The 14,979-nt window shown below is 61.6% G+C and carries 13 protein-coding genes; 8 read left to right on the forward strand and 5 right to left on the reverse strand.

Features of this window, described 5'->3' with window-relative positions; genetic code table 11:
- Positions 1-52 precede the first annotated feature (52 nt).
- From ftsX to ftsY, 3 genes are read right to left on the reverse strand one after another with little or no spacing between them, the layout of a single operon-like run.
- On the reverse strand, positions 53-1,078 hold the full coding sequence (gene ftsX, locus ND528_RS05915; protein WP_053124717.1) for a permease-like cell division protein FtsX: 1,026 nt from the start codon (positions 1,076-1,078) through the stop codon (positions 53-55).
- On the reverse strand, positions 1,075-1,746 hold the full coding sequence (gene ftsE, locus ND528_RS05920; protein ID WP_016772715.1) for a cell division ATP-binding protein FtsE: 672 nt from the start codon (positions 1,744-1,746) through the stop codon (positions 1,075-1,077). The genes ftsX and ftsE overlap by 4 nt, the downstream gene beginning before the upstream one ends.
- Positions 1,743-3,227 (reverse strand): signal recognition particle-docking protein FtsY, encoded by a 1,485-nt coding sequence (gene ftsY, locus ND528_RS05925; RefSeq protein WP_263469902.1) that lies wholly within the window; start codon positions 3,225-3,227, stop codon positions 1,743-1,745. Before ftsY ends, ftsE begins: the two co-directional genes overlap by 4 nt.
- A 344-nt stretch (positions 3,228-3,571) precedes the next feature.
- Here ftsY and ND528_RS05930 point away from each other — a divergent pair, with 344 nt between their 5' ends.
- The 6 genes from ND528_RS05930 (at position 3,572) to ND528_RS05955 (ending at position 11,008) form a co-directional block, all read left to right on the forward strand.
- Complete coding sequence (locus tag ND528_RS05930) at positions 3,572-4,927, forward strand: M16 family metallopeptidase (protein WP_263469903.1); 1,356 nt, start codon at positions 3,572-3,574, stop codon at positions 4,925-4,927.
- On the forward strand, positions 4,920-6,410 hold the full coding sequence (locus ND528_RS05935; RefSeq protein ID WP_263469904.1) for a M16 family metallopeptidase: 1,491 nt from the start codon (positions 4,920-4,922) through the stop codon (positions 6,408-6,410). The genes ND528_RS05930 and ND528_RS05935 overlap by 8 nt, the downstream gene beginning before the upstream one ends.
- On the forward strand, positions 6,410-7,012 hold the full coding sequence (gene rsmD / locus ND528_RS05940; RefSeq protein WP_212617362.1) for a 16S rRNA (guanine(966)-N(2))-methyltransferase RsmD: 603 nt from the start codon (positions 6,410-6,412) through the stop codon (positions 7,010-7,012). The genes ND528_RS05935 and rsmD overlap by 1 nt, the downstream gene beginning before the upstream one ends.
- Positions 7,013-7,122: 110 nt before the next feature.
- The gene (locus ND528_RS05945) at positions 7,123-8,466 is read left to right on the forward strand and encodes a M16 family metallopeptidase (protein WP_263469905.1); all 1,344 of its coding nucleotides are present in this window, start codon (positions 7,123-7,125) and stop codon (positions 8,464-8,466) included.
- Positions 8,459-9,931, forward strand: a complete 1,473-nt coding sequence (locus ND528_RS05950; protein ID WP_130911988.1) for a M16 family metallopeptidase — start codon at positions 8,459-8,461, stop codon at positions 9,929-9,931. The genes ND528_RS05945 and ND528_RS05950 overlap by 8 nt, the downstream gene beginning before the upstream one ends.
- Positions 9,932-10,000: 69 nt before the next feature.
- Positions 10,001-11,008, forward strand: coding sequence for a hydrolase (locus ND528_RS05955; protein ID WP_137214317.1), 1,008 nt, complete (start codon positions 10,001-10,003; stop codon positions 11,006-11,008).
- 252 nt (positions 11,009-11,260) lie between these two features.
- Here the strand turns inward: ND528_RS05955 and ND528_RS05960 are convergent, their stop codons facing one another.
- Together ND528_RS05960 and ND528_RS05965 are read right to left on the reverse strand one after the other, a co-directional pair.
- Complete coding sequence (locus tag ND528_RS05960) at positions 11,261-12,115, reverse strand: sulfurtransferase (RefSeq protein ID WP_263469906.1); 855 nt, start codon at positions 12,113-12,115, stop codon at positions 11,261-11,263.
- A 31-nt stretch (positions 12,116-12,146) separates the two neighbouring features.
- Complete coding sequence (locus ND528_RS05965) at positions 12,147-12,818, reverse strand: TetR/AcrR family transcriptional regulator (protein WP_016772708.1); 672 nt, start codon at positions 12,816-12,818, stop codon at positions 12,147-12,149.
- Positions 12,819-12,965: 147 nt separating this feature from the next.
- Here ND528_RS05965 and ND528_RS05970 point away from each other — a divergent pair, with 147 nt between their 5' ends.
- A complete protein-coding gene (locus tag ND528_RS05970; protein ID WP_263469907.1) occupies positions 12,966-14,396 on the forward strand; it encodes a coniferyl aldehyde dehydrogenase in 1,431 nt (476 codons plus the stop codon).
- A gap of 27 nt (positions 14,397-14,423) precedes the next feature.
- Positions 14,424-14,969: a twin-arginine translocation pathway signal protein gene (locus ND528_RS05975; protein ID WP_263469908.1), complete on the forward strand. Its 546-nt coding sequence runs from the start codon at positions 14,424-14,426 to the stop codon at positions 14,967-14,969.
- The last annotated feature ends 10 nt before the right edge of the window (positions 14,970-14,979 follow it).

Raw genomic sequence — 14,979 nt, forward strand, 5'->3', positions numbered from 1 at the left:
CAGGTACAAGTTCCCATAAAAACCGCAAGGTCAATCATGCGCAAAAAAGATTCTACTTCGGCGCCAGCTCCCTGAGATGACGTGCGACTGCAATCCATGCACCGATATAACCCAACAGCACCGCGCCAAGCAAGAGCGACAGACCGTCGGCCACTGGCACACCGGCCAGGGCGAAATCACTGCCGTACAAGCCGGCCAATCCAACCACCGCATCGTTCAGCCAGTTCAGGCCGAACGCCAATACACCCCACGACAACAGCCCTGCACCGAAGCCATACAACGCGCCCATATAAAGGAAAGGACGACGCACATAACTGTCAGTGCCGCCGACGAGTTTAATCACTTCTATCTCGGTGCGGCGGTTTTCAATATGAAGACGAATGGTATTGCCTATCACCAAAAGTAATGCAGACACCAACAACACCGTCAGACCGAAGACAAAGCGGTCGCCAAGCTTGAGGATGGCGGCCAGACGCTCGACCCAGACTAGATCAAGTTGCGCCTGTTGTACCTTGGGCAGCTCGGAAAGTTTTTGTCTTAATGCTTCGAGTGTCGGCTTGTCGACTTCGTTCGGTGTGACCAGCACCACACCCGGCAACGGGTTCTCGGGCAGCTCACGCAGGGCTTCGCCCAGGCCGGACTGCTGCTGGAACTCCTCCAGCGCCTGATCGCGGCCGACATATTCGGCATCAGCGACGCCGGGCATGCCTTTGATCTGCTCGCGCAGCGACTCGCCCTGTTCCGGGCTGGCATCGAGTTGCAGGTACAGGGAAATCTGCGCCGCGCGCTGCCAGGAACCGCCAAGACGCTCGACGTTGTTGAGCAACAGCGACAAGCCCATCGGCAGACTCAACGCCACCGCCATCACCATGCAGGTGAAGAAGCTGCCGATCGGCTGTTTGCCGAGACGGCGCAGGCTGTCGAGCAGACTGGCGCGATGGCTTTCGATCCAGGCGCGAAACAGCGTGGCGAAGTCCGGGCCGTCGTCATCGTCGTGCTTTTTCTTTTTCTGCGGTTGCGGATCGGCGGCCTTCGGGGCCACGCGCTCGGATACCTTCGGACTGCGTGTCGCACTCATACCCCGGCCTCCCCGTCGCCGATCAAGCGGCCGCGTTGCAGGGTCAGCATGCGGTGACGCATGCGCGCGATCAGCGCCAGGTCGTGACTGGCAATCAGCACACTGGTGCCCAAACGGTTGATGTCTTCAAACACACCCATGATTTCAGCGGCCAGACGCGGGTCGAGGTTACCGGTCGGCTCGTCCGCCAGCAGCAAGGCCGGGCGATGGACGATGGCGCGGGCGATGCCGACGCGTTGTTGCTGACCGGTGGACAGGTCGCCCGGGTACAGATCGGATTTGTCCGACAGTGCCACGCGTTCCAGCGCCGAATCGACGCGCTTGGCGATCTCGACCTTGGACAGGCCGAGGATCTGCAGCGGCAAGGCGACGTTGTTGAACACCGTGCGATCGAACAGCAACTGGTGATTCTGGAACACCACGCCGATCTGTCGGCGAAGGAACGGAATCTGCGCATTGCTGATGGTGCTCAGGTCTTGCCCGGCGAGCAGCAATTTGCCGCTGGTCGGCCGTTCCATTGCCAGCAACAGGCGCAACAGCGTGGATTTACCGGCACCGGAGTGGCCGGTGACAAACAAGAACTCGCCACGACGGACTCGAAAGCTCAGCTCATGCAAGCCGACGTGACCGTTCGGGTAGCGTTTACCGACCTGTTCGAAACGAATCATGAACGCTCCCGCTCGGCAAACAGTGCCTGGACAAAGGGTTCGGCTTCAAAGGTACGCAAATCGTCGATGCCTTCACCGACGCCGATGTAGCGGATCGGCAAGCCGAACTGCTTGGCCAGGGCGAAAATCACCCCGCCCTTGGCGGTGCCGTCGAGCTTGGTCAGGGCCAGGCCGGTCAGTTCGACGGTCTGGTTGAACTGTTTGGCCTGGTTGATGGCGTTCTGGCCAGTACCGGCGTCGAGCACCAGCAGCACTTCGTGCGGCGCGTCAGCGTCGAGCTTGCCGATCACCCGGCGAACCTTTTTCAGCTCTTCCATCAGGTTGTCTTTGGTGTGCAGGCGACCGGCGGTGTCGGCGATCAGCACATCGATGCCACGGGCCTTGGCTGCTTGCACCGCGTCGAAGATCACCGAAGCCGAATCAGCGCCGGTGTGCTGAGCGATCACCGGAATCTTGTTGCGCTCGCCCCAGACCTGCAATTGTTCTACCGCCGCAGCACGGAAGGTATCGCCGGCGGCGAGCATGACTTTCTTGCCTTCCAGTTGCAGTTTCTTCGCCAGTTTGCCGATGGTGGTGGTTTTGCCGGCGCCGTTGACGCCGACCACCAGAATCACGAACGGCTTGTTCTGCGAGGCTATTTTCAGTGGCTGCTCAACCGGTTTGAGCATCGCTGCCAATTCGTCCTGCAGAGATTTGTACAGGGCGTCGGCGTCTGCCAGTTCCTTGCGTGCGACCTTCTGGGTCAGGCGCTGGATGATCTGCGTGGTGGCTTCAACGCCGACGTCGGCGGTGAGCAGACGGGTTTCGAGGTCGTCGAGCAACTCATCGTCGATGGTCTTGCGCCCGAGGAACAGGCTGGCCATGCCCTCGCCGATGCTGGCGCTGGTCTTCGACAGGCCTTGCTTGAGACGGGCGAAGAAACCGGCTTTGGTTTCCTCGGCGCGCGGGGTTTCGACGGGCGCCTCTACAGGTGCTTCGACCGGTACGATCGGAGCGACAACTGGCGCAGCGGCAAGCGGTGCGGGCTCAGGCGCGGACGGCGGAACAACCGGGGCGGCGGGTTCAGAAATGATCGGCGCTGGCTCGACAACCGGCTCAGGCACAGGCTGCGCAGCCACTTCGGCAACCGGCGCAGGAATCACTGGCGTCACATGAGGCGCTGCTTCTTCAACCAGCGCGACCGGTTCTTCTGCCACTGGCAAGGTCAGCCACGGCTCGGCGGCGGGCGTCAGCGGCAACTCGGCAGCGGCCGGCGTTTCGGGCTCGGCCTCAACCTCCGGTTGCAGCACCGGTTCGGCGATCGGCAGCACAATCGGCGCCGGCTCTTCTTCTATTACAGGTGCTGGCGCGGGGGCCGGCTCAGGAATCGCGGCCGGCTGTTCGACGACGGGTTCCTGCGGTTTCTTCCGCAGCCATCCGAACAGGCTTTTCTTCTCGCCAGCCGCAGCTGGGCTCTTCTTGTCGTCGTTGGAACCAAACATGGAGGACGGCTATCTCACGGTAGCGACGCGCCAACAGGGCGCCCCGGCAAATAAATATTCGATGCAGAACAGACTGTGTTTCACCCAGCTTGTTCACGCGCAACATTTTGTCGAGGCACTGAAGGCACCTCAAGGATCGTTTTTACGATGATCTAAACCGGCAAAAATCGGCGAAAACGCAGGGTCTGGTTGCCAAACCGCTGCCTTGTGCCGCAAACCCATTCAGCCTTATCAGGTTGCAGAACCTCATAGACGTGGTCGCCAGTAAAACGGATCAGTATCCTAGCACCCTCTCGCCCGCTGACGCTAAGACCAAGCGGGCAGCCCAACAGGTTGAAAAACGAATGAATGCTCTAGCCCGCCGCGCTGCTGGCCTGCTGCTCAGCGCAGTCTGCCTGCCCCTTTCGGTCCTGGCGGCCGACCCGCAACCGACCCATGAATTCACCCTCGACAACGGCCTCAAGGTCGTCGTGCGCGAAGACCATCGCGCGCCTGTCGTCGTTTCGCAGATCTGGTACAAGGTCGGTTCCAGCTACGAGACTCCGGGCCAGACCGGTCTGTCCCACGCGCTCGAGCACATGATGTTCAAGGGCAGCGAAAAAGTCGGCCCCGGCGAAGCCTCGCTGATCCTGCGCGACCTCGGCGCCGAAGAAAACGCCTTTACCAGCGACGACTTCACGGCTTATTACCAGGTGCTGGCCCGTGATCGTCTCGGCGTGGCCTTCGAGCTGGAAGCCGACCGCATGGCCAACCTGCGCCTGCCGGCCGACGAGTTCGCCAAGGAAATCGAAGTCATCAAGGAAGAGCGCCGCCTGCGCACCGATGACAAGCCGATGTCCAAGGCCTATGAGCGCTACAAGGCCATGGCCTACCCGGCCAGCGGTTATCACACGCCGACCATCGGCTGGATGGCTGACCTCGACCGCATGAAAGTCGAGGAACTGCGCCACTGGTACCAATCCTGGTACGCGCCGAACAACGCCACGCTGGTGGTGGTCGGTGACGTCACTCCAGACGAAGTGAAAACCCTCGCCCAGCGCTATTTCGGCCCGGTCGCCAAACGCGACGTGCCACCGGCGAAAAAACCGCTGGAACTGGCCGAGCCCGGCGAACGCCAGATCACCCTGCGCGTGCAGACCCAACTGCCGAGCCTGATGCTTGGCTTCAACGTGCCGAGCATTGCTACCGCTGAAGACAAACGCTCGGTCAACGCCTTGCGCTTGATCTCGGCGCTGCTCGACGGCGGCTACAGCGGACGCATCCCGACGCAGCTGGAACGCGGCGAAGAGCTGGTCTCCGGCGGCTCGTCGGACTACGACGCCTATACCCGTGGCGACAGCCTGTTCACCCTGTCGGCCACGCCAAATACGCAGAAGAAAAAGACCATCGCCCAGGCCGAAGCCGGTTTGTGGAAACTGCTCGAGCAGCTGAAAACCACCGCGCCGTCTGCCGAAGAGCTGGAACGCGTCCGCGCTCAAGTCATCGCCGGCCTGGTCTACGAGCGCGACTCGATCACCAGCCAGGCCACCGCGATCGGTCAACTGGAAACGGTCGGTCTGTCGTGGAAACTGATGGACACCGAACTGGCCGATCTGGAGAGCGTGACCCCGCAAGACATCCAGAACGCCGCGAAAAAGTACTTCACCCGCGAACGTCTCAGCGTCGCCCACGTCCTGCCTTTGGAGACGACTCATGAGTGAGCGCAAAACCCCACGCCTGATGCTGCTTGGCCTGATTGCTGTCGCGGTGATCGGCTCGGCAGCGGTTTATCTGTCTCCAAGCGCTGACAGCCATGCCAGCGAAGCCCTGGATAACGCAAAAACCAGCCAAAAGTTGCAATCGCTGGCAGAACTCGACGGCAAGGCCCCGGCCAGCCGCAAGCTCGATGTGCAGACCTGGAACACCGCTGAAGGCGCGAAAGTGCTGTTCGTCGAAGCCCATGAACTGCCGATGTTCGACATGCGCCTGATCTTCGCCGCTGGCAGCAGCCAGGACGGCAACGCGCCCGGCCTCGCGGTGCTGACCAACGCCATGCTCAACGAAGGCATCGCCGGTAAAGACGTCGGTGCGATCGCGCAGGGGTTTGAAGGCCTCGGCGCCGACTTCGGCAACGGTGGGTTCAAGGACATGGCGCTGGCTTCGCTGCGCAGCCTCAGCGCACCTGAGCAGCGTGAACCGGCGTTGAAGCTGTTCGCCGATGTGGTCGGCAAACCGACCTTCCCCGCCGATTCCTTCGCGCGCATCAAGAACCAACTGCTCGCCGGTTTCGAATACCAGAAACAGAACCCCGGCAAACTCGCCAGTCTGGAGCTGATGAAGCGCCTGTATGGTGATCATCCGTACGCGCATTCCAGCGACGGCAATCCGCAAAGCGTGCCGAAGATTACCGTCGCGCAATTGCGCGAGTTCCACGCTAAGGCCTACGCCGCCGGCAATGCGGTGATTGCACTGGTCGGTGATCTATCGCGAGCCGAAGCCGAGGCGATCGCCAATCAGGTTTCCTCTGCCCTGCCGAAAGGTCCGGCACTGGCGAAAATCGCCGCACCTCAGGAACCGAAGGCCAGCGTCAACCACATCGAGTTTCCGTCGAAACAGACCAACCTGATGCTCGCGCAACTGGGCATTGATCGCGACGATCCGGATTACGCCGCGCTGTCGCTGGGCAACCAGATCCTCGGCGGCGGTGGTTTCGGTACGCGCCTGATGAGCGAAGTGCGCGAGAAGCGCGGCCTGACATACGGCGTGTATTCGGCGTTCAGCCCGATGCAGGCCCGTGGGCCGTTCATGATCAATCTGCAGACCCGCGCCGAGATGAGCGAAGGCACGCTGAAACTGGTGCAGGACGTGCTCGCCGACTTCTTGAAAACCGGGCCGACACAGAAAGAACTCGACGATGCCAAGCGCGAACTGGCCGGCAGCTTCCCGCTGTCCACCGCGAGCAACGCCGACATCGTTGGCCAGCTCGGCGCGATGGGCTTCTATAATCTGCCGCTGAGCTATCTCGACGATTTCATGCGTCAGTCACAGAGCCTGACCGTAGAGCAAGTCCGCGCTGCGCTTAACAAACACCTGAGCACGGAGAAAATGGTCATCGTCACCGCTGGCCCGACCGTGCCGCAAAAGCCGTTACCGGCCCCATCTGATAAACCTGCCGAGCAACCGCTCGGGGTTCCGGAGCATTAATGGCGACTCGAGCACCGAAAAAACCTGTGCAAAACGTGCACAACGGCGTCAATCAGCTGCGCATCATTGGCGGCCAGTGGCGCAGCCGCAAGCTGAGCTTTCCCGACGCACCGGGCCTGCGCCCGACCCCGGATCGCGTGCGTGAAACCCTGTTCAACTGGCTGGCGCCGTATGTCGAAGGGGCGAAAGTGCTCGACCCGTTCGCCGGCAGCGGTGCGCTGTTTCTCGAAGCCCTGTCCCGTGGCGCGGCCACGGCCCAGGCGCTGGACGCCAGCAACGTTGCGGTTTCCAGCCTGAAAGAACACCTCGGCACCCTGCGTTGCAGCAACGGCCAGGTGCAAACCGCCGATGCGCTGCGCTACCTGGAAACCCAGACCGCGACGCCGTTCGATCTGGTGTTTCTCGACCCACCATTCAACCAGAACCTGTTGCCAGCGGTTTGTACTTTGCTGGAAGAGCGCCAATGGCTGGCGGCCGATTCGTGGATCTACACGGAAAGCGAAACAGCGCCATCGACGCTGGGCCTGCCGGGCAACTGGCGCCTGCACCGCGAACAGAAATCCGGTCGCGTGTATTACGCGTTGTGGCAACGCAGCGCCTGACCCTGCCTGCACTGGGTTGAGAGTGCGGTAAATAGTTACCGCACCCTGCCCCTCGCAAATCGCCACAGTGGTTGCCGCAATCTGCGTTAACCACTGAGGACATTTCGCGTATGGATACGCTCTGCAGCCGGATGCTGCTTTTTCTTGGCCTGGCGCCGTTCATGACGCTGGCCGCCACGCCCCCGCCGACTCATCAATTCACCCTGGAAAACGGTTTGCAGGTGTTGGTCCGTGAGGACCACCGCGCGCCGCTGGTTACTTCGCAGCTGTGGTTCAAGGTTGGCCCGGCTGACGAAGCGCCAGGGCAGACCGGGCTCTCCCACGTTCTGGAACATATGCTGTTCAAAGGCAGCAGCAAGACCTGCGCCGATGAAGCATCGCGGATTCTGGAATCCATTGGTGCCGAAGAAAGTGCTTTTACCTACGCGGATGCCACGAGCTACCAACAGACCCTGGCGCCGCGCTATCTGGGCGTCGTCTTCGAACTGATGGCCGACCTGATGTCGACCGCTCATCTGCATGCCGATGACCTGAGCACCGAAATGGCGGTGATCCGCGAAGAGCGCCATTTGCGTACTGACGACAATGTCAATGCTGCCGTTCTTGAGCACTTCTCTGCCCTGGCCCACTTCGCCAACAGCTACCGCACTCCAGTTATTGGCTGGATGCATGACTTGCAGCAGGTAGACGCCGGCGAACTTCGTCACTGGTATGAAAGCCGTTATGCACCAGGCAATGCCGTACTGGTGATCGTCGGCGACGTCACCCTCGCACAGGTGCAGCCGCTGGCCGAGCGCTATTTTGGCGTCCTTGCAAAACGCTCCGTGCCGCTCCTGCCAAGTCCCGTGGAACTGAAAGTGCCGGGCGAGCGCCAATTGACCTTGCACCGCGAAGTCCCCGCCGCGCAGTTGCTGATGGCGTTCAATGTTCCCGGACTGGCCACTGCGAAAGATCCGCGCACCGTGCACGCCTTGCGTCTGATCAACGCGATACTGGGCGGCGCCAACGGCGCGCGGCTGCAACAGAAGCTGATGTTTACCGATCGCGTGTTCAATCGCATCGACACCGTTTACAACCAAATGACGCGCGGCGACAGCCTGTTGCTGTTGACCGCCGAATTGGCCGATCCACCGCTGACCGATCTGGCAGGTGCGCAAGCGCGGGTGTGGGCGCAAATCGATGCATTGCGCACCACGCCGCCGTCGCTGGAGGAGCTGGAGCGGGCACGTACGCAACTGATCGCGCAGCAGGTGTATGCCAGCGATTCGATACAGCAACAGGCCCGTCAGCTCGCCTCGTACCCGACCATCGGCTTGCCCTGGCGCCTGCTGGATGATGATGCCGAAACGTTGGCGAAAGTGACGCCGGAGCAGATTCGCGACGCGGCCGCCCTCTGGCTGACCCGCGAGCGTCTGGGTGTTGCCCACGTGCACAAGGCGGCCGCCAATGAATAGTCTTTCACTGCTCACAGGATTCGTGCTGATCTGCCTGACCGCAGCGGCTTGCGCTGATGGCCAGCCTGCGCAGAAGCGGACCTCACGCCTGCAATCGCTCGGTGAAGTCAAAGCGCTGGAAATCAAACCGCGTGCATTGAAGATCAGAGGCTGGAAAACCCGCAACGATACCAAGGTGCTGTTCGTACGCACGACCGACCTGCCGATGTTCGATATTCACGTCAGCTTCGCGGCGGGCAGTGCTCGGGACGGTGATCGGTCGGGCCTGGCAGCCACGACATTTTCCCTGCTCAACGAGGGGGTACCGGGCAAGGACCTGTCCGCCGTCATGGCAACCTTCGACGGGCTGGGCGCGCAATGGGATATGGAAATCGATCATGACCGCGCCATGTTCTCCTTGCGCAGCCTCAGTGATCCGGCAAAACGCCTGCCGGCCATCAGCCTGCTGACACAAATTCTCAGCGAGCCACTGTTGAGCGAGGAGCGCCTGGCGCCGGTCAAGCACGAACTGCGCGCCGCGCTCTCCGCGGAGCAAGCCGAAGCCGGTTATCAGGCTTTGCAACGAGTCAAGACATTGCTGGCGCCGGACAGCCCTTACAGTCTCCCGGTCTACGGCACCGAGTCGGGGCTCAGTGCCGTGACGCGTGCTCACGTGGAGGATTTCCACCGCCGCTATTACGCTGCCCGCCATGCGCAAATCACTCTGGTCGGCGATCTCACTGTGGCGCAGGCGCAGGCGATCAGCCTGCAAATCAGCGATGCCCTGCCCACGCCACCCGACGCGTTTTTGGCTTCAGCGACTGCCAGCCCGAGCGCCTTACAGACCGGCCACCTCGAATTGGCGCAGCAGCAGCAGACACACATCGTTTTCGCCCAGACCAGCGTACCGCGTCGCCATGCCGATCATGCCGCCCTGTACGCCGCCGGTCAGATTCTCGGTGGTGGCAGCAACAACCGTCTGATGAACGAATTGCGGCACAAGCGCGGAAGGGTCTATGACGTCTACGGCGCCAACATCAATTGGGCCGGCGGCGCTGGATTAGTGACCTTCACCTTGCAGACCGGCAATTCAGTCAGCGCTGGCACCGCTGCGCTGGTGCGCGACATGCTCAATGAGTTTCTCCGGGATGGGCCGACCACGCTGGAGCTGGAGCATCTCAAGCGCAGGCTGGCCAACAGGAACGTGCTGGACAGCGCCAGTAATCGGCAGATTCTCGCCAGACTAGTGGAAATCAACCGCTACGACCTGCCGCTCGATCTCGATTACACAGTGCAGCAGGTGCTCAGACTGACAGTGGCCGATGTTAAAAACGCGATGGACCGGCATCTGTCGGCAGATCGCTGGGTGTCGGTCACCGCAGGTGCCACTGTCGAACAGCAGCCATTACCTGAGCCAGAGGCTGCACCGGTCAGCGAGGCTGATGAGAGCATGTGTCGCGCCGACACCGGCTTTGTGGCAAGTTAGGCGCTTCATTGAGAAGCGGCTGGCGCACCGGGCGCCTGCCGCTTTACGCAAGACCTGTCGAGATTTGCCGTGCAACCACCGTCCGCGCTTCCTGCCTCCCGCTTCGTTCCGGCTTTCGGCCTCGGCAATCCGCACCTGCAAACCCTCTGGGGTCCTTTGTGGCGCAAGACCGTGCACATCGAGCGCGAACGCGAACGCCTGTGGCTCGAGGACGGCGACTTCCTCGACCTCGACTGGCACGGCCCGCACAGTGCCGAGGCGCCGTTGGTGCTGGTACTGCACGGTTTGACCGGCTCATCCAATTCGCCCTACGTGGCGGGCATTCAGAAGACGTTGGCCGAGCAGGGCTGGGCCAGCGTCGCGCTGAACTGGCGCGGTTGTTCCGGCGAGCCGAATCTGTTGCCGCGCAGCTACCACTCCGGCGCCAGCGAAGACCTTGCCGAAGCCATCCAGCACCTGCGCGCGAAACGCCCGTTGGCACCTTTGTATGCGGTCGGCTATTCACTGGGCGGCAACGTGCTGCTCAAACATCTGGGTGAAACTGGTAGCAATAGCGGCTTGCTCGGCGCGGTGGCAGTCTCGGTGCCGTTTCGCCTCGATCAATGCGCCGATCGCATCGGCCAGGGATTTTCGCGGGTTTATCAGGCGCATTTCATGCGTGAGATGGTTGCCTACATCAAGAACAAGCAGCGCCAGTTCCAGCATGACGGGCGCGAAGACGGCCTGGCGAAACTGGCCGCGCTGGGTTCGCTGGAGAACATGCGCACATTCTGGGATTTCGATGGCCGGGTCACCGCGCCGCTGCATGGCTTCAATGATGCCGAGGATTACTACCGCCGCGCCTCGAGCCGCTACTACCTCGGCGAAATCCGCACGCCGACGCTGATCATTCAGGCGGCGGACGATCCTTTCGTATTTCCCCACAGCTTGCCGCAGGCCGATGAGTTGTCAGCCTGCACCCAATTCGAATTGCAAACGCGTGGTGGTCATGTCGGTTTCGTCGACGGCTCGGTGCGCAGGCCCGGGTATTACCTGGAGCGGCGTATCCCGCAATGGCTGGCCGCACTCGGTCATTGAGCACCGCATATTCCTTGCAGGAGTGAGCCTGCTCGCGATGACGGTGTGTCAGTCTGGAGATTCAATGCCTGACAGGACGCCTTCGCGAGCAGGCTCGCTCCCACAGGGATTTGTGTCGGCATGAAAATGCATGGCACAACCTGGTTCAATGTGGGAGCGAGCCTGCTCGCGAAAGCGGTGAGTCAGTTGGCATTTAACTCACAGACATACCGCCATCGCGAGCAGGCTCACTCCTACAGGAGATCGCTGTGTTTATTCGCCGGTGGCAATGCCGCGCGACGGTTCGTTGATCCACTCGCTCCACGATCCGGCATACAGCGCCCCCAGCGGATAACCGGCCAGGCACAGTGCGAACAGGTTATGACACGCCGTCACTCCGGAGCCGCAGTAGGCGACCAGTTCCGACGGTGAGCGATCGCCCAGTTTCGCCGCAAAGCGCTGGTTGAGCTGCTCTGCCGGCAAAAACCGTCCATCACTGCCGAGGTTGTCGGTGAACGCCGCACACTGCGCGCCGGGAATATGCCCGGCCACCGGATCGATCGGTTCCACTTCGCCCTTGAAGCGCGGCAAGGCGCGGGCGTCGAGCAGGGTCAGGGTTGGCTGGCCGAGGCGCTGCTGCAATTGCTCGGCGCTGAGCAACAGGCTCATGTCCGGCTGACCACTGAAGTTACCCGGCGTCACGCTAGGCGGATCCAGACTCAGCGGCAGGCCAGCCGCGTGCCAGGCCTTGAGCCCGCCGTCGAGAATGAACACGCCGTCGCGCTTGCCCAGCCATGCCAGCAACCACCACGCCCGCGCCGCGTACGCACCCGGGCCGTCGTCATACAAAACCACATCGCTGTCGTTGCTGATGCCCCAGGCTTGCAGGCGTTCGTTCAGCGCCGCCGGCTCGGGCAACGGATGACGCCCGGTCACGCCCTTCTCGACTTTACCGCTCAGATCCCGTTCCAGATCGGCGAAACTCGCCCCGGCAATGTGCCCTTCGGCATAGCTGCGCTGGCCGTAATCCGGATCTTCTAGGGCGAAACGACAATCGAGAATCACCAGCCCCGGCTGCTCTTTGCGAGCGTCCAAAGCTTGTGGGCTGATCAACTGCGCAATCGACATAACGGGCTCCTGTGGAATTCGGCTGAACGGTTTATTTCACGTCTTCAAGGGCCTGCGCCAGCGGCACGTAGAACTCGTCGAACAATGCGTTGACCTCATCCCGCGCCTGATCGGTGACGAACCCCGCTTCCAGCACCAACACCTGATACACGCCACGCTTAACGGCCTGTTCGCTGAGGTGGTTGGAGTTTTCCCGCGTGGTGCACAGAAAACGCACCCACGAGGTCAGGATGATCCACGCATTGAGGGTCAGCGATTCGATCTGCACGCGATCCATTTTCAGGATGCCGGCGGCGACAAAACCTTCGTAGATTGCGGCCCCCTGGATCACGCAGCGCTGGGAAAAGCGCCGATAACGCGCGGCCAGCTCCGCATCGCTGTCGAGCAAATGCTCGAGGTCGCGATGCAGAAAGCGGTAGCGCCACATGGCCGAAAGCAGTTCCTTCAAATAGAACCGCTTGTCTTCGACGGTCGCCGGACGGCCCTGGGGCGGACGCAAAAAGCTGTCCACCAGGGCTTCGTACTCACTGAACAACACGGCGATGATCGCCTGCTTGTTGGGGAAGTGGTAGTACAGGTTGCCCGGAGAAATCTCCATGTGCGCGGCGATGTGATTGGTGCTGACGCTGCGCTCGCCCTGCTGATTGAACAGCTCCAGGCTGTTCTGAACGATGCGCTCGCTGGTTTTTATTCGTGGGGCCATGGCTTGAGCTTTAATTCAGAGTGCGTTGACGGCGCATCTTACGACCTAACCGGAAGTGGATAAAACACTGACGTGCGCGGAAGTCGTTTGACTTTCTAGAGCATAGACTCTAAAAAGTGCCCACTACAATAAAATCCGGAGCCTGCGATGACTGCCGACATTGCCTATTTGCAAACACTGCAACAGCCTCTTGAAACCCTCGATCGGCAGTTCCAGGCACAACGGGCCGCGTACGCCGCCAACCCGATGCCGCCGGCCGCGCAACGTCAGCAGTGGCTCAAGGCGCTGCGCGATCTGCTCAGCGCTGAGCGGCAGGCATTGATCGACGCGATCGGTGCCGATTTCAGTCACCGCAGCGCCGACGAAACCCTGCTCGCCGAGCTGATGCCGAGCCTGCACGGCATTCATTACGCCAGCCGTCACCTGAAAAACTGGATGAAGCCCTCGCGGCGCAAGGTCGGCGTGGCGTTCCAGCCGGCTTCGGCGAAGGTGGTTTATCAGCCATTGGGCGTGGTCGGTGTGATCGTGCCGTGGAACTACCCGTTGTATCTGGCCGTAGGGCCGATGGTCGGCGCCCTGGCTGCCGGCAATCGGGTGATGCTCAAGCTCAGCGAATCGACCCCGGCCACCGGGCTGCTGCTCAAAGAACTGCTGGCGCGGATCTTTCCCGAAGACCTGGTCTGTGTGGTGCTGGGTGAGGCGGATGTCGGCGTGGCCTTCTCGCGCCTGCCTTTCGATCATCTGCTGTTCACCGGCTCCACCAGCGTCGGCAGGCACGTCATGCGCGCTGCCGCGGAAAACCTCACGCCGGTCACCCTGGAACTGGGCGGCAAGTCGCCGGCCATCGTCTCCAGAGACGTACCGCTCAAGGACGCCGCCGAACGCATCGCCTTCGGCAAGACCCTCAACGCCGGGCAGACCTGCGTCGCGCCCGACTATGTGCTGGTGCCGGAAGACCGCGTCGGCGCTTTCGTCGAGGCCTATCGTCAGGCTGTGAAAGGCTTCTACCCGACCCTGGCCGACAACGCCGACTACACCGCGATTATCAATGAGCGCCAACTGGCCAGGCTCAACAGTTATGTCAGCGACGCGACCAGCAAGGGCGCGCTGCTGATCCCGCTGTTCGAGCAAGGCCAGGGCCGACGCATGCCACACAGCGTGCTGCTCAATGTCAGCGATGAGATGACCGTGATGCAGGACGAAATCTTCGGCCCGTTGCTGCCAATCGTGCCTTACCGCGATCTGGAGCAGGCATTCGCTTACATCAATCAGCGGCCTCGTCCTCTGGCTCTTTACTACTTTGGCTACGACAAACGCGAACAGCATCGCGTACTGCACGAGACCCATTCCGGCGGCGTATGCCTGAACGACACTTTGTTGCATGTCGCTCAGGACGACATGCCCTTCGGTGGCATCGGTCCCTCGGGCATGGGCCATTACCACGGCCACGAAGGTTTCCTGACGTTCAGCAAGGCCAAGGGCGTGCTGATCAAACAGCGCTTCAACGCGGCGCGACTGATCTACCCGCCCTACGGCACATCGATTCAGAAACTGATCCAAAAACTGTTCATCCGCTAAACGCTGTCGACCCGGGTAATAACAACAATGCACCCAAGCCTGACCGAAACACCTGCCCTGTCGCGCCGTGGCCTGCTGAAATTCAGCCTCGGCGCCACCGCGTTTCTCGCCACCGCCGGCCTTGGCGCCAGCCTCACTGGCTGCTCGTCGGGCGTCAGCGCCAACGGCTTTGTCGTTTTGCGCGACGGCGATCTGCTGTTCCTGCGCGCGCTGATCCCGGTGATGCTCGACGGCGCCGTTGCCGCCGGGGAAATGCCCGCAGCGGTCGACGGCACGCTGAAGTCGCTGGACTACAGCCTCGATCACGTGTCGCCGGAAATGCTCAAGCTCACTCGGCAACTGTTCGACGTGCTGGGCATGGCCGTGACCCGTGGCCCGCTCACCGGCATCTGGGGCAGTTGGGAAAACGCCAGCCCTGAAGCGATGCGGCATTTCCTCGAACGCTGGGAGAACAGTTCATTGAGCTTGCTGCGCATGGGCCATAGCTCATTGCAGCAGATGGTGATGATGGCCTGGTACACCCGCGCCGAGTCTTGGGCTCATTGCGGTTATCCCGGGCCGCCGAAGGTCTGAAACCGGGGCG

Origin of the sequence: Pseudomonas mercuritolerans (genome assembly GCF_025706525.1) — a bacterium.
Lineage (GTDB): Bacteria > Pseudomonadota > Gammaproteobacteria > Pseudomonadales > Pseudomonadaceae > Aquipseudomonas > Aquipseudomonas mercuritolerans.